Raw genomic sequence first — 25035 nt, 5'->3', positions numbered from 1 at the left:
TTATATGTCGCTTGCCGCTAGGTCTGCCCGGCACTTTTTGCTAAGGTGTCCGGCATCCCAATAAGACCATATCGCGAGGTGTCTGCTTGATTAGGGTGCTAGTGGTCGACGACCATGATCTCGTTCGTACAGGCATTACACGGATGCTGGCCGATATCGATGGCCTGCAGGTGGTAGGCCAGGCCGAGTCCGGGGAAGAATCCCTCATCAAGGCTCGTGAGTTGAAGCCCGACGTGGTGCTGATGGACGTCAAGATGCCAGGCATCGGCGGCCTCGAAGCCACGCGCAAACTGTTGCGAAGTCATCCCGACATCAAAGTGGTCGCCGTCACCGTGTGTGAGGAAGATCCGTTTCCTACGCGGTTGTTGCAGGCCGGTGCGGCGGGGTATCTGACCAAGGGCGCCGGATTGCCGGAAATGGTTCAGGCCATTCGCCTGGTGTTTGCCGGCCAGCGCTATATCAGCCCGCAGATTGCCCAGCAATTGGCGATCAAATCCTTTCAGCCGACCAATGATTCGCCGTTCGATGCGTTGTCGGAGCGGGAAATCCAGATTGCGTTGATGATTGTCGGCTGTCAGAAGGTTCAGATCATTTCCGACAAATTGTGCCTGTCGCCGAAAACCGTTAACACCTACCGCTACCGCATTTTCGAGAAGCTCTCGATCAGCAGCGATGTCGAACTGACGCTGTTGGCGGTTCGACACGGCATGGTTGATGCCAGCCTCTGACCATGACTGAAGCATTCGATTCGGGCGCCTTTCTCTCGACCGTCAGCGGGCGCCCCGGCGTGTATCGCATGTTCGACAGCGATGCGCGTCTGTTGTACGTCGGCAAGGCCAAGAACCTCAAGAAACGTCTGGCCAGCTACTTTCGCAAGACAGGCCTGGCGCCGAAAACCGCGGCACTGGTCGGGCGTATCGCCCAGGTCGAAACCACTATCACCTCCAACGAGACAGAGGCGTTGCTGCTCGAGCAAACCCTGATCAAGGAGTGGCGGCCGCCGTACAACATCCTGCTGCGCGACGATAAATCCTATCCCTACGTCTTTTTGTCTGACGGACAATTCCCGCGCCTGAGCATTCATCGCGGGGCCAAGAAGGCCAAGGGCAAGTATTTCGGCCCCTATCCGAGCGCCGGGGCTATTCGCGAAAGCCTCAGCCTTCTGCAGAAGACGTTCTTCGTGCGTCAGTGCGAGGACAGCTACTACAAGAACCGGACCCGGCCGTGCCTGCAATATCAGATCAAGCGTTGCAAGGCCCCCTGTGTCGGGCTGGTCGAGCCTGAGGTTTACGCCGAGGATGTGCGTCACTCGGTGATGTTCCTCGAAGGACGCAGCCATGCGTTGACCAATGAGCTGTCGACGGCGATGGAAGAGGCTGCAATCAACCTCGAATTCGAACGCGCCGCCGAACTGCGTGACCAGATTGCCTTGCTGCGTCGGGTACAGGATCAGCAGAGCATGGAAGGCGGAACGGGTGATATCGATGTGATCGCCGCGTTCGTCAATCCGGGCGGTGCGTGTGTGCACTTGATCAGCGTGCGGGGAGGGCGGGTGCTTGGCAGCAAGAACTTCTTCCCCCAAGTCGGAATTGAAGAGGAAGTGGCCGAGGTCATGGCCGCTTTCCTCGGGCAATACTTCATCAGTAGCCCTGAACGCGATTTGCCGAGCGAACTGATCGTCAACGTCGTGCACGAAGACTTCCCTGCGCTGATCGAGGCCATTCAGGCGCTGCGCGGACGTGAGCTGACCATCAGCCATCGGGTACGCGGTACACGGGCGCGCTGGCAGCAACTGGCCGTAACCAATGCCGAACAGGCGCTGGGTGCGCGGCTGGCCAACCGTCAGCACGTTGCCGCGCGTTTCGAGGCACTGGCAGAAGTGTTGAACCTCGATGAGCCGCCGCAACGGCTGGAGTGCTATGACATCAGCCACTCCAGCGGTGAAGCCACGGTGGCTTCCTGCGTGGTGTTCGGCCCGGAAGGGGCGATCAAGTCGGATTACCGTCGTTACAACATCGAAGGCGTGACTGCCGGCGACGATTACGCCGCCATGCATCAGGCCCTGACCCGACGCTTCAGCAAGCTGAAGGAAGGCGAGGGCAAGTTGCCCGACATCCTGTTGGTGGACGGCGGCAAAGGGCAGCTGTCGATGGCGCGTGATGTGCTCAACGAACTGGCTGTTCCGGATCTGATCTTGCTGGGGGTCGCCAAGGGCGCCACGCGCAAGGCAGGATTCGAGACTTTGTATCTGAATGATGCGGCAAACGAGTTCACCTTACGGGGTGATTCGCCGGCACTGCATCTGATCCAGCAGATTCGTGACGAAGCCCACCGCTTTGCGATTACCGGCCACCGTGCACGGCGCGGCAAGACCCGCCGCACGTCGACGCTGGAAGGCGTTGCGGGCGTCGGGCCGACCCGGCGTCGGGACTTGTTGAAACATTTTGGTGGATTGCAGGAGCTGTCTCGTGCAAGCATCGAAGAGATCGCCAAAGCACCGGGGATCAGCAAAAAGCTAGCAGAGTCGATTTATGCAAACCTGCATAGTGAGTAGAATGCCCATTCACCTCGTAGCCAGTTGTGCCGATGAATATCCCTAATCTGATTACCGTTCTCCGCGTCCTGCTCATCCCGATCTTCATTCTGTTGTTCTATCTGCCTTACCAATGGAGCTATCTGGCCTCAAGTTCGGTATTCGCCTTTGCGGCGGCAACGGACTGGCTGGACGGCTATCTCGCGCGACGCCTGGAGCAAAGCACGCCGTTTGGTGCGTTTCTGGATCCTGTCGCTGACAAACTGATGGTCGCTGTTGCCCTGGTGTTGCTGGTACAAGAGCATGGCAACCTGTGGCTCACACTGCCGGCCGCTGTCATCATCGGTCGCGAGATCGTTGTCTCGGCGCTGCGTGAGTGGATGGCCGAACTCGGTGCGCGGGCCCATGTGGCCGTGTCGAATCTGGGCAAGTGGAAAACTGCTGCGCAGATGCTTGCACTGGTGATTCTCTTGGCCAATCCCAAGGTTTTCAGTTTCTGGGTTGTCATCGGTTACGCGTTGCTGATGGTGTCGGCAGGCCTGACCCTGTGGTCGATGGTTCAATACCTTCGCGCTGCCTGGCCACATCTGAAGACCGATGTTGAAAAGAAATAAAACTTTTTTGAATCAAAGGGTTGACGGGGCATCTGGAATCTATAGAATGCGCCACACCAAGCGGGAATAGCTCAGTTGGTAGAGCACGACCTTGCCAAGGTCGGGGTCGCGAGTTCGAGTCTCGTTTCCCGCTCCAAGTTTGTACAACGTTTGTTGTTGCGCTACTGACAGCAAATGTTTTGAGGCCGAGTAGCAAAATGGTTATGCAGCGGATTGCAAATCCGCCTACGCCGGTTCGATTCCGACCTCGGCCTCCACTATAAACAAGCTCCGTAGATCCATGATTTACGGAGCTTTTTTATTTGCGTTGCACTGAAAGATTTAGTCTTTGAAACGGCAACTGCAAACTTGCTTCACCGGGAAGTGATGTATATATTTCCCCCTCTGCCGCCGACGTACAGTTCCTCTCAGGACTGTGAATCGCCGTTAGAGCCAAGCAACACCGCGCTACCGCCCGAATGGCGAAACTGGTAGACGCATGGGACTTAAAATCCCCCGCTCGTAAGGGCGTGCCGGTTCGATTCCGGCTTCGGGCACCATCTTAAATCAAGGGTTTGCGGGCGAAAGCTGATGCAAACCCTTGTTTGTTTCCAGGCCGCAATTTTGACAGTGGTCCGCAATTCACTTCGTTGGCATCACTTTCTTACCCTTGTGATTCTGGAGGTACTGCTCTGTCATCACGACAGCGGTATGCCCAAGTTGATCTTTGGTCTGCATTCTATCGCCGCTGTATTCCGCCTTGTCGGTACCGGCCCGGGCGCGTAAATCACGTATTTGGAACTCGGCTTTTACAACTCCAGCGGCCTCCCGGGCCATATCAAACCGCCTGCGCAACATCGCCTCTGTCATCGGAGTGCCATCCTCTAACACGATCAGCCGTGTCGAGCGGGCCTTGTGCCCAGCTTTCTTGCCATGTTTCGATCAATCAAAAACGCTGTTCGAGCAGGACGTGCCTCTGGAACTGCTGGAATTCGCTGTTCCGTTTGCCCGAGTGCAACTAGTCGACTTCGATCCGCTGTACCGGCTGACTTCGACGGGGGAGGGAGTGACGGGTGTTTTGAATTTATGTCGAGCGTACATCGGCCGATATTTGACGTATCGACAGCGTGGTCAGATCTTTTTGCTTGAAGCCAAAAAAGGAGAAATATGGAGCAGGAAAACCGCGCTCTGAGTGCTCTCAAGCGTTTTCGTTGCTTGATCCTGAGTGTCATGATCATCGCATCCATTGTGAGCGCTTTTTGGCGTTTCACAGGCGAGTGGAGCCAGTTTTGGACATGTATTGCGGCGCAAGCATGGTTCACGCAGGCCGTCTTCGCTTACCTGCGAGGCGGTTGGGTAGCTATTGGTCCTGGCGGTCTACCGAAAGATGCGAGCCCTGTAGGTAGGGCGGTGTTGGCTGCAGTGGCTCTGGGGCTTTACTTACTGATGTTCGGTTACGAAGCGCATGAGCCCGACTCAATTTATGAGAGACGCGCCTCGGACTGGACCATGCCTACTCGTGAGGAGATTGGCAGATCTTCCGATCAGAAATGATTGATGCAACCATCTGCTGTTGTTCCTGCCGCGACGCTTCCTGAACTGCCTCGACAAGCCAGAAGCGAACACTGACTTCGTTTTCGATAAAGTCATCGGGGAATCTCATTCTCCTTATCAACGATCACCTTTTCCGGTGCCAAGGCCAAAGTGATCGTGAACAGCGGTCGCTTTATCGACGTGATAGACGCGGCCTCCATCCGCCAGCGGTTGGGGGGAGGCAACCCATGAACATTGAACTGATCAACTGCATCGCCAGCAGCGTGATTACCTTGTGGGCGACCTTGTGTGTACTGAGCAGTCGAGTACGTGACGGCGTCACTGCCCGCGCCGTGACAAGGCCCCCAGGCGGAGTCGAGCGCAGAGGCAAGTAGTAGCGATTCCTTCTCATCGAAGTGGTCAGTTCAATTGCTACTCGAACCGAGCCTTCTTGATATCGCCATGCTTGTTTTGCAGATAGATGGAATAAGGCAGTACGACAGTGTCCGCAACAGCTGACAACCCCATGTCGAGAACAATAAGTGCGGCAGCAGGGTGACCATCGAAACCGGTACTTTGCCGTGGCTCCGCGTCTAATGTGCAGTAGTTAAAGGCTGTACCACTGTAGATGCGCGGGACAGAGTCGCAGTGGGAATGCCAGCGCGCCAGTTTGTTACTGGCTACAGCATCATCCCGGAAGGTTGTGTTGATCGTGCCACATCCCGACGCCGAGGCGGTCGTGAGCATCAGCAGAATGTATTTGATTTTCATCTGGTCGACTCCTTTCGAAAAACTGGATGGCAGCTTGGTCAGTAGAGTGGAGCCTTCAATAGCGCCTCGGCCATCTCAAAGTTGGTCAGATCGGTCTCAAACTGTTTCCAGCCTTCTAAAAACTGCGCGGTGCGGCCGGCAACGTGCCGGTTCGATTCCAGACGTACTGTTCGGTCATTGCGAGCGGAGTGAGCTAGTGTTTCTTTCTGGCTCAACCGAACACAGGACAATGATGATGAAGCGACTGCTATTGAGCGTTTTGCTGATGTCTTCAGGCTTTGCTCAAGCCGGCATCCCGCTGTTGAACGCAACATGCCCTGGAAATATCGAGGTCCACGCTGACAAGGGCGGACCGATCTATATCAATGGGAAAGAAGGGAAGCTGAAGAAATTCAACGATAACGCCTTCGAAGCCAAAGACAGTGGCGTGACCATCTCGCTGACGATCATGCCCGACGGCTCACCTGATGTTTCATATACCGGCAAGAACAGAGCCAATGGCGTTTGCCAAGTGAAGGAAACCAAGTAATCCGGGTTATTCCATGTCGGGGCTTGTGTCGTAAGGGCATTCAGCGAACAGCAAAAAGAGCCGATTCAATCGGCCCTTTTTTTGTTTAGACGAAGGCTTGCCCGGTAAACCCTCTAGGCAAACGCTGAAGTCCGGCCATCGCGGTCAACCGCTCGATCCACTCGGAACGCCAGTCGGACGCCGTGTGCTGGTCTTTTGAATGGCGAGCCGCGCGCCGCGCCGCATTGCGCTGGTCTTTGCGCGCATCCTTGTATGCGTCGGTATTGCGGCAGCTGCGGCACTTCACACGATTGAGTTCGCTGCTGGAGGAGAGGTTGTTGCCCTTGTGCCCGCAGGCCAAGTGCCCGTCGACTTTGAAATGAGTGACCATAAGACGTCTCCTTGGTGACGTGTAAAGGTATTGACCTCTCACGACCAAGGACGTTCTTTTTTCGCGCACCGTGAATCGATGGCTTACCTGAAGCGTGGCAACGGCCGGTCGATCGGTTTGAGCGATGACAGGGTGCTGCGAATCAGCGGGGTATCCTTTTCGATATCGTTCAGCCGGTCGCGGATGCGCAGGGCGGTGGGGTGCCCGCCTTGATGGTCGACCCAATCGGCGATCTCTTTGCAGGCCGCGGCGAGGCGTGCTTCGCGGGCATCGAGCAAGGTGAGGAGAGTGGTGATGGACTCTCTTTCGGACATGGAACACCTCCGTTCATTAATCCGCTCGGTGGCAGCAAAAAGCCCGCGAAGGGCGAGCTTTCTGCCGTTGGGGCGCTGCTCCTTCAGCTGGTTTGAGTATAGACCCGTAAATGACAGCTATCAGCCCGACGACTCGGGGGCGGTCACTCGCGAGCTGGCGGCGTTGAGCCGATGACATTCCTTGCGGGCGTCTTCTTCCCGATCGTAGCCATCGCCGATGAAACCACCGGTTCGCGTGTCGCAGATGCGGTGCCAGTCCATGGCTTCGGCGGGCTCATGGAGAGTCTCTCCGGCGCGCCGGCCGTGGATGACGATCTTGTTGCAACGCTTCACGACGAATATGTCTTCCATGGCGTCACCGCGGCTGATTCGTACCAGATCAACTATAGAAGCCCTGAGCAATCGTGCAAAAAATAGCCAAGTCAGTTCGTCGGGTGCAGTTGCCAGCCTGATGGGTACCAGCGCAGGTGGTGGGTCGGATTCAATGCCTCGAGGAAGTCCTGATCGTGGGAAACGGCGACAATGGCGCCCGGAAATGACTGCAACGCCCGTTCGAACGCTTCCACCGATGGCAGATCCAGATGATTGGTCGGCTCATCCAGCAGCAACAGCTGCGCAGGATTCGCTCGCCACAAGGCCAGCGCCAGTGCGGCTTTCAGGCGCTCGCCACCGCTCAACGAAGCGCAGGGAGCCGTGGCGCGACTCGCATCCAGCTGCAAGTGGGCGAGATAGCTGCGCAGGGTGCCCTCGGTCAGCGCAGCCCCTTGCATCATCAGCTGTTCGGTGATGGAACGCTGATCGTCCAGCTGTGCCAGTTGCTGATCCAGGAATGCGAAGGGCACGTGAGTCGTGGCGGTTCCATCGACGGGTGTCAGTTCCCCGGCGAGCACTTTCAACAGGGTTGATTTGCCACAGCCGTTGGGACCGCTGACAGCGATGCGCATCGGGCCGTGGATCGTAAGGCTCAGTGCGCCGTTTGACAGCCAGGGCAGCTGAGCATCGATCAGCGTGCAGATCTGGCGGTTGTTCGGCACCGCGCTCCCGGGCAGGTTGATCAGCACGCTGTCCTCGGGTTGCACCTTGGCGTAAGCCTCGCGCACCTGGGCATCGAGCTCTGACTTGCGGGTCTGATGACCCTGACGGACATGCCCCATGATTTCCCGGGCGGCGCCCTTGATCGCCACGTATTCGAAACTGGCAATGTTGGCGGTTTCGGCGTTGCGCCGCGAGTTGGCAGCGTGGCGCTGTATTGTGTCGTGCTCGCGTCGTAAGCGAATCCGCTCGCGCTGGCGTTCGCTTCTGGCGTGGTCGAGACGTGCCTGCGCCGCCGCTTGATGGATTCGTTGATGCTCGCGGAATGCCGAGTAATTGCCACCGAATTCGATAGCCCCCGATGCGCTCAACTCGACGATCCGCTGCATCCGGTCGAGTAGTTGTCGATCATGGCTGACGACGATCAGGCCGGTGTGCCAGCGTTCCAGCGAGTTCATCAGCCATTGCCGTCCCGATGCATCCAGATGGTTGGTCGGCTCATCGAGGATCAGCAGCGGAGCCTGACTCAAAAACGCACCAATCAGGGCAATGCGCGCTTGCTGGCCGCCACTGAGGTTCCCGGTGTGATCGGTGAAGGCAACTTCGGCTAGGCCAGCGTCATCGAGCATGCGGCGCAGACGGTCCGCCAAATCCCATTGTTCGCCAATGAGGTCGAAATCCTCGACTGATCCCCAGCCCCGGTTCATTCGCTCCAGCGCCTGAAGAATCGCGGCGCTGCCGGTGGACTCGGCGACTGTCTCGCCGGGTGCAGCGACAAAGCTCTGCGCCACGTAGGTTGTCGCCACGGCGCGCGCCACGCTGCCGCTGGTGGGTTGCCATTCTCCGGCGATCAGGCGCGCCAGTACGCTTTTGCCAACGCCATTGCGCCCGACGATGGCGGTCGGGGTGTGATCGAATTTCAGATTGAGTGCAGTGAAAATCGTCTCGCCATTGGCGAACTGAAAACCCAGTTGATTCAGGGAGACGAGAGTAGGTGTACGCGAGACGTGAGTCATCGGCACCTCCAGAAAATGCGTGAACACTGACAAGCGCCATGAACGGCGTGTCGCGATTACATTTTTGAAGGCTTAGTTGTTCACTTCTGCGGTCGTCCCGGGGAGGTAGGAGGGCGTAGCCTAGTCGAGACGGCCGAAGGCTTCAAGGCGTGTTTGCCTGCTCGACCATCCGTTCAAGGAACAGCGCCAGCGCGACTTCTTCCTTGCGCAGGCCCTTGCGGATGCGCGGTTTCGGCAACTCGGCCAGAGCGCCGAGCATGAAATGCTCGACCACCGCCGGGTGGATGTAGCACTTGCGACAGACTGCCGGTGTGTTGCCCAGTTGGCGGGCGACACCTTTGACCATCTCGACCACATGCCGCTTGGCCTCGGTCTCGGACTCCCATTGCAGCTCCCGCAGAACCGCCAAAGCGAGGGCGCTGCCGGCCCAGGTCCGGTAATCCTTCGCGGTGAAGTCAGCGCCGGTCAGGGTTTGCAGGTAGGTGTTGACGTCAGAGGAGCTGACGGTGTGCCGCTCGCCGTTTTCATCCAGATACTGAAACAGGTTCTGCCCCGGAATTTCCAGGCAGCGCTTGATGATCCGCGCCAGGCGCCGGTCCTTCACCGTGATCTGATGTTCGATGCCGCTCTTGCCGCGAAACTGAAACAGGATCGCGCTGCCGTTGACCTCGACATGCCGGCTGCGCAAGGTGGTCAGGCCGTAGGAGCGATTGTCCCGCGCGTATTGCGTATTACCGACGCGGATCAGGGTGGCGTCGAGCAGCGTGATGACGGTCGCCATGACTTTGTCGCGGCTGAAGCCCGGCGAGGCCAGCAGCGCCTCCAGCTGTTTGCGCAGCTTGGGCAGTGCCAGACCGAATTCACGAAGGCGCGAATACTTGTCCGCGTCGCGCACCTCGCGCCAGCGCGCGTGATAGCGATATTGCTTGCGTCCACGGGCATCACGGCCGGTGGCTTGCAGATGGCCGCGCGGGTCGGCGCAGATCCACACGTCGACGTAGGCCGGCGGAACGGCCAGCGCGTTGATGCGTTTGATCTCGTTGGGATCGGTGATGCGCTGGCCTGCGGGGTCGAAGTAGGCGAACTTTCCGCGCAGTTTTTTGCGGGTGATACCGGGCTGCGTGTCATCGACGTAATGCAGATCCGAAGGCAACACTTCGGTGAGCGCAGTATCGGGCATGGCGGACTTCCTTCGCGGCAAATCAGGCTGTTAAAGCCATTGACCGCGCGTCATGACGGTCGTGCCCGCAGATTTACGCCAGTACCGCAACAGCCTTGATCTGGGCCCACAACGACTGGCCCGGATGCACGCCAAGCTGATCCCGTGAATAGCGAGTGATGCGCGCCAGCAACGGTGTCCCGCCGGCATCGAGGCGAATGAGCACGTGGGCGGCGTTATCGGCCGGCTGTTCACTGGCGACCGTGACCGGCAGGCGATTGAGGATGCTGCTGAATTCGCTGTTTTGCTGGGTCAGGCTGATATCACGCGCGTGAACCTTGCAGCGCAGTCTCTGGCCCGTCGTCATCGGCGCGTGGGTCACGCGAATGTTAAGTGACGAGTCCGGCAGTTGCAGGGTGAGCAATTGATAGTCGGCATCGTAGTCGCTGACCTGGCCTTCGATGATCACGCCGGCATCGTTGTCCATGGCCAAGGGCAGGTCGAGCCGCGCCAGGGTTTCGCCAATCGGACCGCTGGCCAGCGCTTTGCCGTCGCTGAGCAGCACCAGATGATCGGCGAGCCTGGCCACTTCGTCCTGCGCGTGGCTGACATACAGCACCGGGATTTCCAGTTCGTCATGCAGGCGTTGCAGGTAGGGCAGGATTTCGCTTTTGCGCTGACTGTCGAGGGCCGCCAAAGGCTCGTCCATCAGCAGCAGTCTGGGGCTGGTCAACAGCGCGCGAGCGATGCCGACACGCTGACGCTCACCGCCGGACAAGTGCTGCGGGTGACGATCGAGCAAGTGGCCGATGCCCAGCAGTTCGGTGGCTTGGGTCATGTCGACCCGGCGCTGCGCTTTGGGAATACGCTTGAGGCCGAATTGCAGATTGGCCAGCACCGACAGGTGCGGAAACAAGCTGGCTTCCTGAAACACATAGCCGAGCGCGCGTTTGTGCGGCGGCACGAAAATGCCTTTTTCGCTGTCCTGCCAGACCTCGTCATTGATGCGGATAAAGGCCTGCGGCGCGCGTTCGAGCCCGGCGATGCAGCGCAGGCAGGTGGTCTTGCCCGATCCGGACTGACCGAACAGCGCCGTCACACCGCGACCGGGCATCTGCAGGTCAACATCGAGGCTGAAGCCCGACCAGGCCAGTTTCAGACGTGCGTCAATCATCGATCAGCTCCAGCCCGCGCGGGTCTTGCGGCTGGAATACAGCGCCAGCAACACCAGAAACGAAAACACCAGCATCGCCCCGGCGAGCCAGTGCGCCTGCGCGTACTCCATGGCTTCGACGTGGTCGTAGATTTGTACGGAAACCACTCGGGTCTTGTCGGGAATATTCCCACCGATCATCAGCACCACACCGAATTCGCCGACGGTGTGGGCGAAGCCGAGGATTGCCGCAGTGATGAAGCCGGGACGGGCCAGGGGCAGAATCACGCTGAAAAAAGTGTCCCAAGGATTGGCGCGTAATGTCGCGGCCACTTCCAGTGGGCGAGTGCCGATCGCGGAGAAGGCGTTTTGCAACGGCTGCACCACGAACGGCATGGAATAGAGCACCGAGCCAATCACGAGGCCGGTGAAGCTGAAGGTCAGGGTGCCAAGCCCCAGCCATTGGGTGAAATGGCCAATGAAGCCATTGGGGCCGAGGGCCAGCAGCAGATAGAAACCGATGACCGTCGGTGGCAGCACCAACGGCAGGGCAACAATCGCTCCGATGGGGCCGCGCAACCAGGAGCGGCTGCGCGACAACCACAGGGCAATCGGAGTGCCGACGACCAGCAGGATCACGGTGGTCAGGGACGCCAGTTTCAGGGTCAGCCAGATCGCCGCAAAATCGGCACTCGTCAGCGACATTTACAGCTGGTAACCGTAGGACTTGATGACCGCAGCGGCTTTCGGGCCTTTGAGGTAATCAACCAGCGCCTTGGCAGCGGCGTTGTCTTTGCCTTTGTTGAGGATCACTGCGTCTTGCTTGATCGGGTCGTGCATGCTCGCCGGAACGATCCACGCCGAGCCGCTGCTGACCTTGCCGTCCTTGTAGATTTGCGACAGCGCGACGAAGCCCAGCTCGGCGTTGCCGGTGGATACGAACTGGTAGGCCTGGGTGATGTTCTGGCCTTCGACGATCTTGGCTTTGGTGGCGTCGGTCAGTTTCAGTTTTTCCAGCACCTGAGTGGCGGCCAGACCATAAGGGGCGGCTTTCGGGTTGGCGATGGACAGGTGCTGGTACTCGTTTTTCTTCAGGACGTCGCCTTTGGCATCGACGTAACCTTCCTTGGCCGACCACAGCGCCAGGGTGCCGATGGCGTAGGTGAAGCGCGAACCCTTGACGGTGTCGCCTTCTTTCTCGAGTTTTTCAGGGGTGGTGTCATCGGCCGAGAGGAACACTTCGAACGGCGCGCCGTTTTTGATCTGGGTGTAGAACTGGCCGGTGGCGCCATAGGCTGCGACCAGTTTGTGCCCGGTGTCTTTTTCGAAATCGGCGGCAATCGCCTGGATCGGCGCGGTGAAGTTGGCCGCGACCGCGACTTGCACTTCGTCGGCCTGAGCGGCGCCGATGGCGAATACCGCGAGCAGGGCAGGGGCAAAACGTGAGGCACGATTGATCATGTAACGGCTCCGTGGGTGGCAAGTGCAGTGGGCAGTTGTTATTGGAAGGTAGACTGCGCCGATGCGAGGGGGTGAAACGCTATATAGCGAAATATATAGCGAAATGCCGCCAAACGGGAAGCACTGCTTTTAAACCGGGCGAGGGCGCCACGCTCCTCACCCGTTCGGGTTCATCAACGCGTCAGTTTTGCCAGTGCGCCTTCAGCCAGTTGCCGGGTCAGTTCAGCGGTGCCGAGGTCTTTGCCAAGCGTGAACGCCTGGCCGGCCCAGAGGTTGCTGAAGTCCGCTTCACCCTTAGCACGCAACGGCATCAAGGCACCGCCCGCCAGCGGAAAGGCAGGGGCCTTGTCCGACATCGGGCCCAGTTCGCGCATCACCCGATTGAGAATCCCCCGGGCCGGGCGCCCGGTAAACAGGTTGGTCACCGCCGTCTCGCTTTCCTTGGCGGTGCGCAAGGCTTTGTGGTGAGAGGCACTGACTTTCGCTTCCGGCGTAAACAGATACGCCGTCCCGACCTGAACCGCCGAAGCACCGAGCAGGAACGCTGCCGCCACGCCGCGCGCATCGGCAATTGCTCCGGCAGCGATCACCGGCACACTCACAGCGTCGACCACTTGCGGCACCAGGGCAAACGTACCGACCTGACTGCTCAGGTCAGCGCTGAGAAACATCCCGCGATGGCCGCCGGCCTCGTAACCCATGGCGATGATCGCGTCGCAACCGTTCTGCTCCAGCCAGATCGCTTCGTCGACGGTAGTCGCCGACGAGATGATTTTCGCACCGGTGGCCTTGACCCGATCCAGCAAGGATTTTTCCGGCAGGCCGAAGTGGAAGCTCACCACTTCAGGGCGAAACTCTTCCAGCACCTCGCAGGCGGCCGCATCGAAGGGCGCGCGGTTGGACACCGGCGTCGGCGCATCGAAATCGACACCCAGTTCGCGATAGTAGGGTTCCAGCAGGTTTTTCCAGTCGCGGGCCTTTTGCTCATCGGCAGCCGGAGGCTGATGGCAGAAGAAGTTGACGTTGAACGGCTTGTTCGTGCCCTGGCGAATGGTTTTCAGCTCTTCGCGCAGCTGCTCGATGGTCAGCATCGCGGCCGGCATCGAACCGAGGCCACCGGCGTTGCACGCTGCGATGACCATGGATGAATTGGTGGCACCGGCCATGGGGCCCTGGATGATCGGCAGTTCGATGCCGAACAGGTCAAGAATGCGGGTATCAGGCCATTGGCTCATGGAATAGCTTCTCCGACGACAAAACAGGGCAGGGACGGTAGCAGCCGGTTTTTTAACGCAAAGCCACCCCCATGACCAGCACAGATTTGTAGCTTGAACAGCCGGCGCCTGCTCGGCGTTCGGGCCCGATTGGCTAAAGGTCGAGTGGGGCAAAATGTTGCAGTGTGCTATTCCAATCCCTCGACATCCTGAATTCCACCCGTGAGAGGCAGTCATGTTCAAAGGCATTTTGATCGACAAAGACGACAGTGGTTATCGCGCCAACCTGCACGAGATCAACGACGAGCAGCTGCCGGAGGGCGATGTGACGGTACGCGTCGCTTACAGCACGCTGAATTTCAAGGACGGCCTGGCGATCACCGGCAGCAGCCCGGTGGTGCGCAGGTTTCCGATGGTGCCGGGGATCGATCTGGCGGGCACCGTCGAAGTCAGCTCGCACCCGGACTACAAGGTCGGCGATGCGGTTCTGCTCAACGGCTGGGGCGTCGGTGAAAGCCACTGGGGCGGTCTGGCGCAGAAGGCGCGATTGAACGGTGACTGGCTGATTCCGCTGCCCAAGGCATTCACTGCTGCGCAAGCCATGGCCATTGGCACGGCCGGTTATACGGCGATGCTGTGCGTCATGGCGCTGGAGCGCAACGGCGTGACTCCGCAACAGGGCGAAGTGCTGGTGACCGGTGCCAACGGTGGCGTCGGCAGTTTTGCCATCGCATTGCTGAGCAAGCTGGGCTACCGCGTGGTCGCTTCGACCGGTTGGGTGTCGGAACACGAATACCTGAAACAATTGGGCGCGGGCGAAATCATTGATCGCGCCACCCTGTCCGAACCCGGCAAGCCGCTGGCCAAGGAGCGCTGGGCGGGCGTCATCGATTCAGTCGGCAGTCACACGCTGGCCAATGCCTGCGCCAGCACCCGGGCCGAAGGCACCGTGGCCGCGTGCGGTCTGGCTCAGGGCATGGACTTTCCGGCGTCTGTGGCGCCGTTCATTTTGCGTGGCGTGACACTGGCCGGGATCAATAGCGTGACCCAACCCAAGGCGCGCCGCATCGAGGCTTGGGATCGCTTGGCGAAGGATCTGGATTTTACCCTGTTGCCGCTGATCAGCCATGAAATCGGCCTCGGCGAAGCTATCGACGCGGCACCGAAGTTGCTGGCGGGGCAACTCCGGGGGCGGGTTGTCGTTGATGTGAATCGCTGATTACTGTCGGGGTTTGCCTTCACGCTCGAGCAATTCGCGCTTGCGCTCAACGCCCCAGCGGTAGCCGCTGAGATTGCCGTCGCTGCGCACCACGCGGTGGCACGGAATGGCAACCGCGAGGCTGTTGGCGCCACAAGCCTGGGCCACTGCGCGCACGGCTTTTGGCGAGCCGATACGTAAGGCGATGTCCGCGTAGCTGGCGGTGCTGCCGACCGGTATTTCGCGCAGCGCCTGCCACACCCGTTCCTGAAACGCCGTGCCGCGCACATCCAGCGGCAAATCCAGGCCGATGGCAGGCGCTTCGATGAAGCCGACGACGCGGGCGATCAGTTGTTCGAACTCGGTGTCGGCGCCGATCAGGTTGGCCCTGCGAAACTGGTCCTGCAGGTCGCACACCAATTGGTGCGGATCGTCCCCCAGCAGAATCGCGCAGATCCCGCGCTCGCTCTGTGCAACCAGAATGGCGCCGAGCGAGCACTGGCCGACGGCGAAGCGGATGTCGTTGTTCTGGCCGGCGGCCCGGAAGTCGCCGGGTTTCATGCCCAATACTTGATCGGCCGCCTCGTAGAAACGGCTGTTGGAATTGAAGCCAGCGTCATAGAACGCCTCGGTCACCGAGCCGCCGTCTGCCAGACGCTGACGAACCCGGCGCGAGCGGTGCGCGGCTGCATAGCCTTTCGGCGTCAGGCCCGTCGCTGCTTTGAACACGCGATGAAAATGGAAGGCGCTCAGGCCGGCGGTCTCGGCGAGATCGTTGAGCGCCGGCAGACTGTCCGACGCCTCTATCTGGCGACAGGCTGCCGCGACGGTCGCAGCATGCTGCGCGGCAACTTCGGTCTGATCCTTGCTCGCCCGTTTGCTGGGGCGATAGCCCGCTGCCTCGGCGTCCTCGGCGGTGTCGAAGAACTCGACGTTCTGCGGTTTCGGCAAGCGCGCCAGGCTGCTGGGGCGGCAATAGATGCCGGTGGTTTTCACGGCATAGACAAACTGGCCGTCCGCCCGAGGGTCGCGTGCGACGACAGCGGCCCAGCGTGAATCGTCTTCAGTGTTCAGCGAGGTGGAAAGCGTTTTCATGATGGAGAGTCCGTTGACCTGTTGAATTTCAGGTTAACCAGTGCCACCGGCCGGAACACTCCGACCCTTGCGGTCAAACTTTGCAGGATTATCCAGCGGTACGAAACGTCAGGTTGAAACGCTGTTCGCCCAAGCGCGGGTGCCGGCCAGGCTTGATCGGCAGGATGCCGTGATAGCGCAGGCGGTCGACACCGCCCCAGACCACCATGTCGCCGTGCAGCAGCGATATTTTCTGGCTCCTGTCGCCACGCGCGAAACCGCCGAACAGAAATGTTGCGGGCAGGCCCAGTGACAGAGAAACGATCGGGGCTTCGTAGGCGTTTTCATCTTTGTCCTGATGCAACGACATCTTCGCGCCTGGGACATAACGATTGATCAGGCAGGAATCCGGTACGAAGTCGGCAAATCCGGCGCGTTTCGCTGCCGTCTGCGCCAACTCGCGAAACACCTCGGGCATGGCCGGCCAGGATTGATGGCTCAAGGGATCTTCAGATGAATAACGGTAGCCGCTCCGATCGGTGATCCAGCCCAGTGCACCGCAACTGCTGGTGGCCACCGACATGCTGAAACCTCCGGGCGTCATCATGTGGCGCAGCGGGGCGCAGGCGATGATCGATTCCAGGGCCGGCAACAACTGCTCGATTTGCGACAGGGCAAAGCCGCGTAGCACCCGGGATTGCTCGCCGATCTGTTCGGCGCGCCGGGGCTGCTCGGATTCTGTGTCGGCGAACAGATCGAAGGTGGTTTGCATGATCGTCAGGTCGCGTCGTGGAAGATGATGCCCAGAGTATGCCGTTTTCCGCTGTGCAGTCGGCTGACACCGTGGCGCATGGTCACCCGATAGTCGCCGCGCACGCCTTTGACCGGGCGCTGGTTGACGGCAAAGATCAGCGCGTCGCCTTTTCTCAGGTCCATCACCAGCGGACGGGACTGCATTCTCGGACGTTGTTCGGTCATGACGAACTCGCCGCCAGTGAAATCTTCGCCAGGTTCTGACAGAAGAATCGCCACTTGCAGTGGAAACACATGTTCGCCGTACAGGTCCTGATGCAGACAGTTGTAATCCTGCGGGCCGTATTGCAGCAAGAGCGGGGTAGGCCGCAATTGACCGGCGGCGTGGCAGCGCTCGAGAAATTCGCGGTGTTGCGCTGGAAAGCGCGCTGGCAGGCCCATTCGTTCATGCCAGCGGTTGGCCAGAGGCACGAGTCGCGGGTAAAGCGCGCTGCGCAGGCGTTCCACCACGGGCGGAAGCGGATAGCGCAGGTATTTGTATTCCCCGCGCCCGAAACCATGGCGGGCATGATGACCTGGGATCGAAACGGTTCACTTTGTGGGTAAAGCGCACTCAACCGATCGCAAGTGTCCGGGCGCAGCAGCGTGCGGATGACGGCGCAACCGTCCTGGTCCAGTTGCTGCTCAAAAGCGATCCAGTCGAGCGCATCGAGCGGGGAGGCGGGTGAGGGTGACATGCTGATTCCCTGGCTTACATTCAGGTATCAGTCTGGGCCGTCCACCCGGTCGCAACACTCCGCCGCTTGCGGTCGAATTTCGCCCGGGTCTTACAAGGCCTTGCTGACGCTGATGTCGCTGATCACATCGTCGCTCTGGCCGTGCAGGGCATCCAGTGCGGCCTTGGCTTCTTCCGGCGTGCCGTTTTCCAGTTGGGCGAACTCGAAGCGGCGTTCACCGTTGAGTTTGTACTTGATCACGTATTTGGTCGTTTGGGCCACGTTGATGCTTACCTGTCTGCGTTGGCGGAACTGCTCAGCTGAGTTTGGAGCTGGAGCGGCGAATGATCTTGATCGAGTGCGTCAGGGTCGGCTTGCGGGTCACGCTGATCGCCCGGCGATTGACGGTGTCGATGGTGATGTTCCAGAAACCGGTGCTCGGGGCGGTAATGCGGGCCGGGAATGTGTCGAAAGCACCGCCGTGATAGGTGTGACGGCCGCCATTCTTGAAGCTGCGGAAGTTGGCGTCGTTCATCAAGCGGATGTTGCAGGTTTGCGAGCATTGAATGACGACGATGTCGTCTTCGTTGAGGTGCTCGCGCTGGTGAATGAATTTCATGGGCGCCTCCAGAAGGGCTTTTTCTACAAAATCAAAACGATAGCATTGTCGATTGGCGCAGTTTATCAGCCCGGACAGGTTATTATCCGGCTGTCAGGCACCGCTTTGACAATTAAAAACAGATATTCACGATTCTATGTGAGTTAAATGCAGCAGGCCTCGGAGAAAAACGGCATTCGTGCTGTCGGAGGGTCTTTATCGGAGGTTTTGTATGAAGTGGGGTGTGGTGATTCTGCCGTTGGCATTGGCTATGGGTGGTTGCGCAAGCGTTTCGGAAATCAATGAAACGCTGCCGACCATGAACGTCATTTCCGGCAAGAAACCCCATGAATATGCTGAGTGCCTGGCCGAAAAGCTGTCCAGCAGCCGGGGTGCCCTGCAGGTAGAGCGGAGCAAGGACGAAGTCCGGGTCATCGTTCCGGGCAAGCTGGGATCGGGTCCGGCCGCGGTGTTTGACATCGAGGATCGCTCCGGTGGCAGCAGCATCAAGCTGCACGAGCGGATGTCCAATGTGCCGCTGCGTCCATGGGATGTGCGCAAAGCCGCCACGGCCTGTATTTCCGGCTGATAGACTGTCAGCAGTCAGCATTGATGCCGTCACAGCGTTGCTGTGGCGGCATTGTCATTTCTGGGAGCGGTGAATGAAGAGAGAGCAGGTGCGTGAGCGACACAAGGAAGGGCTCATTGCGGCGACCCATGTGATCCAGAACCCGGCGAATCCGGGGGAGTGGATTGTGTTTTTCAAGAAGAGCGCCGGTCGCAGTTACTTCCTGGTCGACGATAACGACGAAGTTGAATCCTTCAACCGGCTCGACGACCTGATCGAGGTCGTGCGCGGGCTGGGGATCAAGTTCGCCGAAATTCACATGTAAGGCTATTTACACACGACCACCACGCTACGGGTTTTGTAATTACCGACATCGACGCCCAGCGTCTTGTCGTCTTCCTTGGGCGCCGGTGTGCCGTCGGTCCCGACGATGCGGTAACCGGTTCCGGCGCACGATGCGTCAGCCTTTTCATAACAGCTGGCCCAGGAGTTGGCTTCGCCGGAGCAGTCGATGCTCAACCCTTGTTCTCCGTTGTTCAGGTAGGTGGTCTGCGAGGTGGCGCAGCCGGCCAGGGCCGCGAGCGCAATCAGGGGCAGGAAGCTGATGAAGGGGCGGTTGATCATGGCAATGTCGTCTTCGAGGAGGAGGGGGCTAGACGCTATGACAGCGCCAGCATGAAAAGGTTATAGCGATTGGCCACGTCTTTGTGCGCAGTCCAAAAAAAGCCCTGCGCGAAGGCAGGGCCGGGATTCGTCGTTGCGGATCAGTCTTGATCCTTGCCGCGACGTTTCGGTGCAGGAGGCGTGTAATCAAGCACCGCGGCTACTTCAATCGCCATCGCTTCAGTGGGCAGCGGACCGGACACATCTTCGCCGTTGGCGGCGGTGATATGCCACTGGCCATCTTTCCCCTTGGCGACGGTGTACCCATTGATGATTTTTGCTGCGGACATCTAACGGCCTCGTTGGCTGGTTCAAAGGCGCCATGATAACGGTAAATCGGCGATCTGGCGCAGGTCGATGAGGTGTTCCGAGATCTTTGGGCTACGCTGATTGCGCAGCCTCTGCGAGCGGATTGAACTATCCGCCGGAATATTTCTCTATGTTGACATCGGTTAGCCAGTGCGGGGCATTGTAAGGTGCGCTCCGCCTGATTAGACTGCGCCGAAACTCGTACACACAGCCCTTTCAAGGACTTATATGATCAAGAAATGCTTGTTCCCAGCAGCCGGTTACGGTACTCGCTTCCTCCCAGCGACTAAGGCCATGCCCAAAGAAATGCTGCCGGTGGTAAACAAGCCACTGATCCAGTACGGCGTCGAAGAAGCTCTGGATGCTGGCCTGAACGAAATCTCCATCGTGACCGGCCGTGGCAAGCGTGCCCTGGAAGACCACTTCGACATCAGCTATGAGCTGGAAAACCAGATCAAAGGCACCGACAAGGAAAAATACCTGGTCGGTATCCGCAAGCTGTTGGACGAGTGCTCGTTCTCCTACACCCGTCAGACCGAAATGAAAGGCCTGGGTCACGCGATCCTGACCGGTCGCCCGCTGATCGGTGACGAGCCGTTCGCCGTGGTGCTGGCGGACGACCTGTGCGTCAACCTTGAAGGCGACGGCGTTCTGACCCAGATGGTCAAACTGTACAAGCAGTTCCGCTGCTCGATCATTGCCATCCAGGAAGTCGATCCGCAGGAAACCAGCAAGTACGGCGTGATCGCTGGCGAAATGATCCGCGACGACATCTACCGCGTACACAGCATGGTCGAGAAGCCAAAGCCGGAAGACGCGCCGTCGAACCTGGCGATCATCGGCCGTTACATCCTGACCCCGGACATCTTCGACCTGATCGAACAGACCGAGCCAGGCAAAGGCGGTGAAATCCAGATCACCGACGCCCTGATGAAACAAGCTCAGAACGGCTGCGTGATGGCCTACAAGTTCAAGGGCAAGCGTTTCGACTGCGGTGGTGCTGAAGGCTACATCGAAGCAACCAACTTCTGCTTCGAGAACTTCTACAAGACTGGCAAGGCTTACTGATAAAGACTGACTGTCTGAAGGTACGTCACACGGTCTGAATAGTTTGACGCTAAAAACAAACGCCCCGACATGTTCGGGGCGTTTGCGTTTATGGGGAGAAATAGCGCATCTCGATTCGATTCAGGATGCAATGTGAAACAAATGTTCGATTGTCAGCCAGCATGTTCGCTGCTGAACTGACTCGTCTTCGCCAGGGAGGTGCGGAGGAAAGCGTTTCATGATCGTCGAAGGACGGTTGTGAAATTTATTCTCCAGCAATAAGGAGTGTTGCTTTTGGCGTTAAAGAATATGGCTACAGCACGAAGATCAAGTGCCAGACGCTGGTCAGGGCTGGCGGTGCTCATGTTGCCAGTGCTGCTGGTGACCGTTGATAACACCGTATTGGGTTTCGCGTTACCCAAAATCGCCGAAGCCTTGCGTCCAACTGCCAGCCAGCAGCTGTGGATGATCGATGCCTATTCGTTGGTTCTCGCAGGACTGCTGGTTTCGATGGGTAGCCTGGGTGATCGGGTGGGGCACCGTAAGTTGCTGCTTATCGGCTCGTTCGGGTTTGTGGTGGTCTCGGTGCTGACCGCATATTCCGAAACATCGATGCAGCTGATTATCGGGCGGGCTTGCATGGGGATTTTCGGTGCGATGTTGATGCCCTCCACGCTGGCATTGATACGTTCGGTGTTTGAGGATCGAGAAGAGCGCAGAGTGGCAGTAGCGATCTGGGCAACGACGCTGACTGTCGGCTCGGCACTAGGGCCTTTGGTGGGAGGGGTGTTGTTGCAGTTCTTTGATTGGGGCGCGATTTTTCTGTTGGCGGTTCCCGTCCTGATTCCATTGTTAGTACTGGGGCCGCTGTTGCTCCCTGAATCAGATCGTGATGCGTCGGGTCCGCTGGACCCGATCAGCATCCTTCAGTCGATGGTCGCACTGGGTTGTATCGTTTACAGCATCAAGCATGGCGCCAGTGAGGGCATTGACGGGATTGTGTTTGGCACCTTTCTGGTAGGTGCACTGGCAGGCTGGATATTCGTACGTCGCCAGTTGCGTCTTCCTGTACCCCTGATGGACATGACCCTGTTCAGCAATGGCGCCTTCAGCGGGTCAGTCCTTATCAATTTGATGAGTCTTGCGTTTCTTGTCGGCTTCGTTTTTTTCACGACTCAGTTTTTGCAGATTGTTCTGCAAATGGCGCCCTTGAGTGCGAGCCTTGCATTGGTGCCGGGGCAAATCATGGCGATTATGGTTGGAATGGCAGTCGTCCCAGTCGCGCAGCGTATGCCGGTGCATGTACTGATACCGATTCTGGTGGCTTTCACCGGTGCGGCCTTTTTGCTGGTGGCCAGCATGGGCAGCAGTCTTGCGGTATTGGTAGTGGCGTTCGCGTTACTCAACATCGGAGTGGGGGCGATCGCTACGGTTTCCAATGATGTGATTTTGTCGGCAGCGCCCCCAGCGAAGGCAGGGGCGGCATCCGCCATCAGTGAAACAGCCTATGAAGTGGGCGTGGTGCTGGGTACGACTCTGCTTGGCGGCCTGGTGACGGCTCGCTACCGAGCAGACCTGCAGCTTCCAGCGTTTTTGAGCGATGTTCAGACGATGCTGGCAAGTGAAACGCTGGCTGGTGCTCATCATGTTGCGACGGGGTTGGCGGGGGATCAAGCGCAACAGTTGATGCCGCAGGCGGGAAGTGCATTTGAAGGCGGAATTGCATTGGTATCGTGGCTCGCTTTCGGCCTGGCGCTGATAGCAATTCTGATCGCTAGGCGTACGTTGCGCTTGCCAAAGGTTCAGCCGGCAGAATGTCATTAATCAATGCTAACCGTAGAACCTCCCGGTATTGCCCATCCCCGTGCAGTAGAGACTTGCTCAATAAGCGTCTGCGGGTATGCTGATCGCCTGCCGAGGAGATAGAAATGGCCTACGATTTTGACCTTTATGTGATTGGCGCCGGTTCTGGCGGTGTGCGGGCTGCGCGTTTTGCTGCCGGGTTCGGTGCGAAAGTGGCGGTGGCCGAGAGTCGTTATCTGGGCGGTACTTGCGTCAACGTCGGTTGCGTACCGAAAAAACTGTTGGTGTACGGCGCTCACTTTGCCGAAGACTTCGAACAGTCCTCGGGATTTGGCTGGAGCCTGGGCGAGGCGGATTTCGATTGGGCCACGCTGATTGCCAACAAGGATCGCGAGATCAATCGCCTGAACGGCATTTATCGCAATCTGCTGGTCAACAGCGGTGTGACCCTGCATGAAGCCCACGCGAAAATCGTTGGTCCGCACGAAGTTGAGGTGAACGGCGAGCGCTACACCGCGAAGAATATTCTGATCGCCACCGGTGGCTGGCCGCAGATCCCGGAGATTCCGGGGCATGAGCATGCGATCAGCTCGAACCAGGCGTTCTTCCTCAAAGAACTGCCCAAGCGTGTACTGGTCGTCGGTGGCGGTTACATCGCCGTCGAATTTGCCGGGATTTTCCATGGCCTGGGCGCCAACACGACGTTGCTGTATCGCGGCGATCTGTTCTTGCGCGGTTTCGACGGTTCAGTGCGTAACCATCTGAAGGAAGAACTGACCAAGCGCGGTCTGGATTTGCAATTCAATGCCGACATTGCCCGCATCGACAAGCAATCCGACGGCAGCTTGAAGGCGACCCTCAAGGATGGTCGCGTACTGGAAGCGGATTGTGTGTTCTACGCCACCGGCCGACGTCCGATGCTGGACAACCTGGGGCTGGAGAACACTGATGTGCAGCTCGACGAAAAAGGCTTCATCAAAGTCGATGAGCAATACCAGACCACCGAGCCATCAATCCTGGCGCTGGGCGATGTCATCGGGCGTGTACAGTTGACGCCGGTGGCGTTGGCTGAAGGCATGGCGGTGGCGCGACGCCTGTTCAAGCCTGAGCAATACCGTCCGGTGGATTACAAGATGATCCCGACGGCAGTGTTCAGCCTGCCGAACATCGGCACCGTCGGCCTGACCGAAGAAGAGGCGCGGGACGCGGGTCACGACGTCGTGATCTACGAAAGCCGCTTCCGGCCGATGAAGCTGACCTTGACTGACTGCCAGGAGCGCACGCTGATGAAGCTGGTGGTCGATGGCAAGTCTGACAAGGTTCTTGGCTGTCACATGGTCGGGCCGGATGCTGGCGAGATCGTGCAAGGTCTGGCAATCGCGTTGAAGGCTGGCGCCACCAAGCGTGACTTCGACGACACCATCGGGGTGCACCCGACGGCGGCCGAAGAATTTGTCACGATGCGTACGCCGGTCGGCGCTTAAGTCTTTTTCGGTTCTGCTGCGTCTGGCGCTGCCGCAACGGTGGTGGCCAGGCGCAGACTGTCTTGCGCCTTGGTCAATTCCTTCTCCAATGACTGATTGAGCTGCGACTGCTCGTCGACGTTCTGCTTGAGCGTCTGACTTTCCAGCAGGGCCACGCGTAGGCGTTCCTGGAGGAGGGTGCGTTCGCTGTCGACGCGAGACGCTTGCTCCAGCAATTGATCTTGACGCTGATTGCTGTGCTTGAGCTGATCCTGCATCAGGCCCAGTTCGCGCAGGCTGCCGCGATTCTCGGTCAGCAAACGTTCGTTGTCGCGGTGCAGCTGGGTGATCTCGTCCTGACGTACCAGCGCGCTTTGCTGCGCCTGGCGCAACTCCATCTGCAACTGCTGCACCTGGGTTTCGTGACGACTTTGTTCCTGCTCGCGCTGTTCCTTGATGGCGTTGCGGTAGTGCTCAAGCGCATCGCGGGCGTGCAGGTGCTTTTCTTCCAGCGAGCGGATCTGCTCGTCCTTGTCCTGCAGGCGCAATTCAAAATCGGTCAGCGCCTGATTCAGTCCGGCGTTGCGGGTTTGCTCGGTCTGCAGCATCGAGCGGGTATCGCTCAGGGCTTCGGATTCCTTGGCCAGCGCGGCAGCCTGAATGTCGTGCTTCTTCTCCAGTTGCGCGTGATCCTGACGAAGCTGATTCAGCTCGTCCTCCAGTGCCTGACGCTGTTGCTCGTACTGCTCGCGCGCCTGATCAATCGGCTCCTGCGCCTGTTCTTTCAGGCGTTGGGCAAGGCGCGTGACGAGTGCCAGCAGCTCGTCATCGATAGGTTCTGCCGAAGGATCGGCCGGTTCGCTGCCGTCATCCAGCTCCTTCAGATAACGATGAATCGTGGTTTTGGAACCCGTGTTGCCCAGCTCAATGCGTACTGCGTCGATGCTGGGGTGTTCGCCACGGGCGAGGATCGCTGCACGCGCGATCTGGACTACTGCTTTGTTAACGCCGCCACGGGCCATATCTGCTCCTACCATTTCGTACTGTGGTACATGCCACCAAAGTACGCAGTGTACCATGTTGAAAATAAAGTAAAACAAGCACCGATAAACGGGCGGGATATACTGGTATTACCCCATGTGAAACCCATAGAATCGGTTTTCGC

The 25035-nt window shown here is 58.8% G+C and carries 30 protein-coding genes, 3 tRNA genes and 1 pseudogene; 15 read left to right on the top strand and 19 right to left on the bottom strand.

Annotated elements, in window-relative coordinates:
- Positions 1 to 86 precede the first annotated feature (86 nt).
- From gacA to AC0R79_RS17175, 6 genes are all read left to right on the top strand, one after another.
- Positions 87 to 728 carry a response regulator transcription factor GacA gene (gene gacA / locus AC0R79_RS17200; protein ID WP_032829778.1) on the top strand — a complete coding sequence of 214 codons (642 nt, stop codon included), beginning with the start codon at positions 87 to 89 and terminating at the stop codon, positions 726 to 728.
- 2 nt (positions 729 to 730) lie between these two features.
- On the top strand, positions 731 to 2554 hold the full coding sequence (gene uvrC / locus AC0R79_RS17195) for an excinuclease ABC subunit UvrC (RefSeq protein WP_085603310.1): 1824 nt from the start codon (positions 731 to 733) through the stop codon (positions 2552 to 2554).
- Between the two features lie 32 nt (positions 2555 to 2586).
- Positions 2587 to 3147 (top strand): CDP-diacylglycerol--glycerol-3-phosphate 3-phosphatidyltransferase, encoded by a 561-nt coding sequence (pgsA, locus tag AC0R79_RS17190; RefSeq protein ID WP_007958898.1) that lies wholly within the window; start codon positions 2587 to 2589, stop codon positions 3145 to 3147.
- Between the two features lie 60 nt (positions 3148 to 3207).
- Positions 3208 to 3283: transfer RNA gene (locus AC0R79_RS17185), tRNA-Gly, on the top strand.
- A 47-nt stretch (positions 3284 to 3330) separates the two neighbouring features.
- Positions 3331 to 3404: transfer RNA gene (locus tag AC0R79_RS17180), tRNA-Cys, on the top strand.
- Positions 3405 to 3599: 195 nt separating this feature from the next.
- Positions 3600 to 3686: transfer RNA gene (locus AC0R79_RS17175), tRNA-Leu, on the top strand.
- 82 nt (positions 3687 to 3768) lie between these two features.
- Here AC0R79_RS17175 and AC0R79_RS17170 read toward each other — a convergent pair.
- The gene (locus tag AC0R79_RS17170) at positions 3769 to 3996 is read right to left on the bottom strand and encodes a site-specific integrase (protein ID WP_474730804.1); all 228 of its coding nucleotides are present in this window, start codon (positions 3994 to 3996) and stop codon (positions 3769 to 3771) included.
- 297 nt (positions 3997 to 4293) lie between these two features.
- Here AC0R79_RS17170 and AC0R79_RS17165 point away from each other — a divergent pair, with 297 nt between their 5' ends.
- Both AC0R79_RS17165 and AC0R79_RS17160 read left to right on the top strand, forming a co-directional pair.
- Positions 4294 to 4680 carry a hypothetical protein gene (locus AC0R79_RS17165; protein WP_474730802.1) on the top strand — a complete coding sequence of 129 codons (387 nt, stop codon included), beginning with the start codon at positions 4294 to 4296 and terminating at the stop codon, positions 4678 to 4680.
- A gap of 227 nt (positions 4681 to 4907) precedes the next feature.
- Positions 4908 to 5054 carry a hypothetical protein gene (locus AC0R79_RS17160; RefSeq protein ID WP_474730799.1) on the top strand — a complete coding sequence of 49 codons (147 nt, stop codon included), beginning with the start codon at positions 4908 to 4910 and terminating at the stop codon, positions 5052 to 5054.
- Between the two features lie 37 nt (positions 5055 to 5091).
- On the opposite strand, the gene AC0R79_RS17155 is transcribed toward AC0R79_RS17160, so the two are convergent.
- The gene (locus tag AC0R79_RS17155) at positions 5092 to 5430 is read right to left on the bottom strand and encodes a YceK/YidQ family lipoprotein (RefSeq protein ID WP_127798298.1); all 339 of its coding nucleotides are present in this window, start codon (positions 5428 to 5430) and stop codon (positions 5092 to 5094) included.
- A 235-nt stretch (positions 5431 to 5665) separates the two neighbouring features.
- On the opposite strand from AC0R79_RS17155, the gene AC0R79_RS17150 reads away from it, so the two are divergent.
- On the top strand, positions 5666 to 5959 hold the full coding sequence (locus AC0R79_RS17150) for a hypothetical protein (protein WP_127798297.1): 294 nt from the start codon (positions 5666 to 5668) through the stop codon (positions 5957 to 5959).
- Between the two features lie 85 nt (positions 5960 to 6044).
- Here AC0R79_RS17150 and AC0R79_RS17145 read toward each other — a convergent pair whose 3' ends face one another.
- From AC0R79_RS17145 to AC0R79_RS17105, 9 genes are all read right to left on the bottom strand, one after another.
- Complete coding sequence (locus AC0R79_RS17145) at positions 6045 to 6329, bottom strand: hypothetical protein (RefSeq protein WP_127798296.1); 285 nt, start codon at positions 6327 to 6329, stop codon at positions 6045 to 6047.
- Between the two features lie 83 nt (positions 6330 to 6412).
- On the bottom strand, positions 6413 to 6643 hold the full coding sequence (locus AC0R79_RS17140) for a hypothetical protein (protein ID WP_007958902.1): 231 nt from the start codon (positions 6641 to 6643) through the stop codon (positions 6413 to 6415).
- 120 nt (positions 6644 to 6763) lie between these two features.
- Positions 6764 to 6994, bottom strand: a complete 231-nt coding sequence (locus tag AC0R79_RS17135) for a hypothetical protein (protein WP_127798295.1) — start codon at positions 6992 to 6994, stop codon at positions 6764 to 6766.
- Positions 6995 to 7065: 71 nt separating this feature from the next.
- Complete coding sequence (locus AC0R79_RS17130) at positions 7066 to 8691, bottom strand: ABC-F family ATP-binding cassette domain-containing protein (RefSeq protein WP_474730793.1); 1626 nt, start codon at positions 8689 to 8691, stop codon at positions 7066 to 7068.
- A gap of 142 nt (positions 8692 to 8833) precedes the next feature.
- Positions 8834 to 9871, bottom strand: coding sequence for a DNA topoisomerase IB (locus AC0R79_RS17125; RefSeq protein WP_474730790.1), 1038 nt, complete (start codon positions 9869 to 9871; stop codon positions 8834 to 8836).
- Positions 9872 to 9944: 73 nt separating this feature from the next.
- A complete protein-coding gene (modC, locus tag AC0R79_RS17120) occupies positions 9945 to 11024 on the bottom strand; it encodes a molybdenum ABC transporter ATP-binding protein (protein WP_474730787.1) in 1080 nt (359 codons plus the stop codon).
- A 3-nt stretch (positions 11025 to 11027) separates the two neighbouring features.
- Entirely contained in the window at positions 11028 to 11708 is a 681-nt protein-coding gene (gene modB, locus AC0R79_RS17115; RefSeq protein ID WP_474730784.1) for a molybdate ABC transporter permease subunit, read from the bottom strand.
- Complete coding sequence (gene modA, locus AC0R79_RS17110) at positions 11709 to 12464, bottom strand: molybdate ABC transporter substrate-binding protein (protein WP_127798291.1); 756 nt, start codon at positions 12462 to 12464, stop codon at positions 11709 to 11711. It abuts the gene before it with no gap.
- Positions 12465 to 12637: 173 nt separating this feature from the next.
- Entirely contained in the window at positions 12638 to 13699 is a 1062-nt protein-coding gene (locus tag AC0R79_RS17105; RefSeq protein WP_474730781.1) for an NAD(P)H-dependent flavin oxidoreductase, read from the bottom strand.
- A 214-nt stretch (positions 13700 to 13913) separates the two neighbouring features.
- On the opposite strand from AC0R79_RS17105, the gene acuI reads away from it, so the two are divergent.
- A complete protein-coding gene (acuI, locus tag AC0R79_RS17100) occupies positions 13914 to 14897 on the top strand; it encodes an acrylyl-CoA reductase (NADPH) (protein ID WP_474730777.1) in 984 nt (327 codons plus the stop codon).
- Here acuI and ada read toward each other — a convergent pair whose 3' ends face one another.
- The 5 genes and pseudogenes from ada to AC0R79_RS17075 form a co-directional block, all read right to left on the bottom strand.
- Positions 14898 to 15971: a bifunctional DNA-binding transcriptional regulator/O6-methylguanine-DNA methyltransferase Ada gene (ada, locus tag AC0R79_RS17095; RefSeq protein ID WP_474730774.1), complete on the bottom strand. Its 1074-nt coding sequence runs from the start codon at positions 15969 to 15971 to the stop codon at positions 14898 to 14900.
- A gap of 88 nt (positions 15972 to 16059) precedes the next feature.
- Positions 16060 to 16725, bottom strand: a complete 666-nt coding sequence (gene alkB, locus AC0R79_RS17090; protein WP_474735126.1) for a DNA oxidative demethylase AlkB — start codon at positions 16723 to 16725, stop codon at positions 16060 to 16062.
- Positions 16726 to 16727: 2 nt separating this feature from the next.
- Positions 16728 to 17440: pseudogene (locus AC0R79_RS17085) on the bottom strand (2OG-Fe(II) oxygenase).
- Between the two features lie 90 nt (positions 17441 to 17530).
- Positions 17531 to 17701, bottom strand: a complete 171-nt coding sequence (locus AC0R79_RS17080) for a hypothetical protein (protein ID WP_007958927.1) — start codon at positions 17699 to 17701, stop codon at positions 17531 to 17533.
- A gap of 34 nt (positions 17702 to 17735) precedes the next feature.
- A complete protein-coding gene (locus AC0R79_RS17075) occupies positions 17736 to 18038 on the bottom strand; it encodes a DUF1883 domain-containing protein (RefSeq protein WP_007958929.1) in 303 nt (100 codons plus the stop codon).
- Between the two features lie 211 nt (positions 18039 to 18249).
- On the opposite strand from AC0R79_RS17075, the gene AC0R79_RS17070 reads away from it, so the two are divergent.
- Positions 18250 to 18606, top strand: a complete 357-nt coding sequence (locus AC0R79_RS17070) for a hypothetical protein (protein ID WP_007958931.1) — start codon at positions 18250 to 18252, stop codon at positions 18604 to 18606.
- Positions 18607 to 18679: 73 nt separating this feature from the next.
- Entirely contained in the window at positions 18680 to 18910 is a 231-nt protein-coding gene (locus AC0R79_RS17065; RefSeq protein ID WP_011334337.1) for a hypothetical protein, read from the top strand.
- 2 nt (positions 18911 to 18912) lie between these two features.
- Here AC0R79_RS17065 and AC0R79_RS17060 read toward each other — a convergent pair whose 3' ends face one another.
- Both AC0R79_RS17060 and AC0R79_RS17055 read right to left on the bottom strand, forming a co-directional pair.
- Complete coding sequence (locus AC0R79_RS17060; RefSeq protein WP_007958935.1) at positions 18913 to 19209, bottom strand: hypothetical protein; 297 nt, start codon at positions 19207 to 19209, stop codon at positions 18913 to 18915.
- A 140-nt stretch (positions 19210 to 19349) separates the two neighbouring features.
- Positions 19350 to 19538 carry a hypothetical protein gene (locus AC0R79_RS17055; RefSeq protein ID WP_007958936.1) on the bottom strand — a complete coding sequence of 63 codons (189 nt, stop codon included), beginning with the start codon at positions 19536 to 19538 and terminating at the stop codon, positions 19350 to 19352.
- A 247-nt stretch (positions 19539 to 19785) separates the two neighbouring features.
- Between AC0R79_RS17055 and galU the strand changes: the two genes are divergently transcribed.
- From galU to gorA, 3 genes are all read left to right on the top strand, one after another.
- Complete coding sequence (gene galU, locus AC0R79_RS17050) at positions 19786 to 20625, top strand: UTP--glucose-1-phosphate uridylyltransferase GalU (RefSeq protein ID WP_007958937.1); 840 nt, start codon at positions 19786 to 19788, stop codon at positions 20623 to 20625.
- Positions 20626 to 20967: 342 nt separating this feature from the next.
- A complete protein-coding gene (locus AC0R79_RS17045; protein ID WP_474730766.1) occupies positions 20968 to 22428 on the top strand; it encodes an MFS transporter in 1461 nt (486 codons plus the stop codon).
- Between the two features lie 104 nt (positions 22429 to 22532).
- Positions 22533 to 23891, top strand: a complete 1359-nt coding sequence (gorA, locus tag AC0R79_RS17040) for a glutathione-disulfide reductase (RefSeq protein ID WP_474730764.1) — start codon at positions 22533 to 22535, stop codon at positions 23889 to 23891.
- On the opposite strand, the gene AC0R79_RS17035 is transcribed toward gorA, so the two are convergent.
- Positions 23888 to 24892 (bottom strand): DNA-binding protein, encoded by a 1005-nt coding sequence (locus AC0R79_RS17035; protein WP_474730761.1) that lies wholly within the window; start codon positions 24890 to 24892, stop codon positions 23888 to 23890. The genes gorA and AC0R79_RS17035 overlap by 4 nt on opposite strands.
- Positions 24893 to 25035: the final 143 nt, after the last annotated feature.

The organism is Pseudomonas sp. HD57-3, from assembly GCF_056113135.1.
This window is presented reverse-complemented; position numbering and strand designations above follow the sequence as displayed.

Excerpts from the sequence above, each read along its gene's own strand:
- AC0R79_RS17105 (WP_474730781.1), bottom strand. The coding sequence starts at position 13,699 with ATGAGCCAATGGCCTGATACCCGCATTCTTGACCTGTTCGGCATCGAA.
- AC0R79_RS17060 (WP_007958935.1), bottom strand. The coding sequence starts at position 19,209 with ATGATCAACCGCCCCTTCATCAGCTTCCTGCCCCTGATTGCGCTCGCG.
- AC0R79_RS17125 (WP_474730790.1), bottom strand. The coding sequence starts at position 9,871 with ATGCCCGATACTGCGCTCACCGAAGTGTTGCCTTCGGATCTGCATTAC.
- AC0R79_RS17045 (WP_474730766.1), top strand. The coding sequence starts at position 20,968 with ATGTTGCCAGTGCTGCTGGTGACCGTTGATAACACCGTATTGGGTTTC.
- acuI (WP_474730777.1), top strand. The coding sequence starts at position 13,914 with ATGTTCAAAGGCATTTTGATCGACAAAGACGACAGTGGTTATCGCGCC.
- AC0R79_RS17130 (WP_474730793.1), bottom strand. The coding sequence starts at position 8,691 with ATGACTCACGTCTCGCGTACACCTACTCTCGTCTCCCTGAATCAACTG.
- AC0R79_RS17035 (WP_474730761.1), bottom strand. The coding sequence starts at position 24,892 with ATGGCCCGTGGCGGCGTTAACAAAGCAGTAGTCCAGATCGCGCGTGCA.
- AC0R79_RS17075 (WP_007958929.1), bottom strand. The coding sequence starts at position 18,038 with ATGAAATTCATTCACCAGCGCGAGCACCTCAACGAAGACGACATCGTC.
- uvrC (WP_085603310.1), top strand. The coding sequence starts at position 731 with ATGACTGAAGCATTCGATTCGGGCGCCTTTCTCTCGACCGTCAGCGGG.
- modA (WP_127798291.1), bottom strand. The coding sequence starts at position 12,464 with ATGATCAATCGTGCCTCACGTTTTGCCCCTGCCCTGCTCGCGGTATTC.
- AC0R79_RS17070 (WP_007958931.1), top strand. The coding sequence starts at position 18,250 with ATGAAGTGGGGTGTGGTGATTCTGCCGTTGGCATTGGCTATGGGTGGT.
- modB (WP_474730784.1), bottom strand. The coding sequence starts at position 11,708 with ATGTCGCTGACGAGTGCCGATTTTGCGGCGATCTGGCTGACCCTGAAA.
- AC0R79_RS17170 (WP_474730804.1), bottom strand. The coding sequence starts at position 3,996 with ATGACAGAGGCGATGTTGCGCAGGCGGTTTGATATGGCCCGGGAGGCC.
- AC0R79_RS17155 (WP_127798298.1), bottom strand. The coding sequence starts at position 5,430 with ATGAAAATCAAATACATTCTGCTGATGCTCACGACCGCCTCGGCGTCG.
- AC0R79_RS17160 (WP_474730799.1), top strand. The coding sequence starts at position 4,908 with ATGAACATTGAACTGATCAACTGCATCGCCAGCAGCGTGATTACCTTG.
- AC0R79_RS17145 (WP_127798296.1), bottom strand. The coding sequence starts at position 6,329 with ATGGTCACTCATTTCAAAGTCGACGGGCACTTGGCCTGCGGGCACAAG.
- AC0R79_RS17150 (WP_127798297.1), top strand. The coding sequence starts at position 5,666 with ATGAAGCGACTGCTATTGAGCGTTTTGCTGATGTCTTCAGGCTTTGCT.
- modC (WP_474730787.1), bottom strand. The coding sequence starts at position 11,024 with ATGATTGACGCACGTCTGAAACTGGCCTGGTCGGGCTTCAGCCTCGAT.
- AC0R79_RS17140 (WP_007958902.1), bottom strand. The coding sequence starts at position 6,643 with ATGTCCGAAAGAGAGTCCATCACCACTCTCCTCACCTTGCTCGATGCC.
- AC0R79_RS17065 (WP_011334337.1), top strand. The coding sequence starts at position 18,680 with ATGAAGAGAGAGCAGGTGCGTGAGCGACACAAGGAAGGGCTCATTGCG.
- pgsA (WP_007958898.1), top strand. The coding sequence starts at position 2,587 with ATGAATATCCCTAATCTGATTACCGTTCTCCGCGTCCTGCTCATCCCG.
- AC0R79_RS17165 (WP_474730802.1), top strand. The coding sequence starts at position 4,294 with ATGGAGCAGGAAAACCGCGCTCTGAGTGCTCTCAAGCGTTTTCGTTGC.
- ada (WP_474730774.1), bottom strand. The coding sequence starts at position 15,971 with ATGAAAACGCTTTCCACCTCGCTGAACACTGAAGACGATTCACGCTGG.
- AC0R79_RS17135 (WP_127798295.1), bottom strand. The coding sequence starts at position 6,994 with ATGGAAGACATATTCGTCGTGAAGCGTTGCAACAAGATCGTCATCCAC.
- AC0R79_RS17055 (WP_007958936.1), bottom strand. The coding sequence starts at position 19,538 with ATGTCCGCAGCAAAAATCATCAATGGGTACACCGTCGCCAAGGGGAAA.
- gorA (WP_474730764.1), top strand. The coding sequence starts at position 22,533 with ATGGCCTACGATTTTGACCTTTATGTGATTGGCGCCGGTTCTGGCGGT.
- galU (WP_007958937.1), top strand. The coding sequence starts at position 19,786 with ATGATCAAGAAATGCTTGTTCCCAGCAGCCGGTTACGGTACTCGCTTC.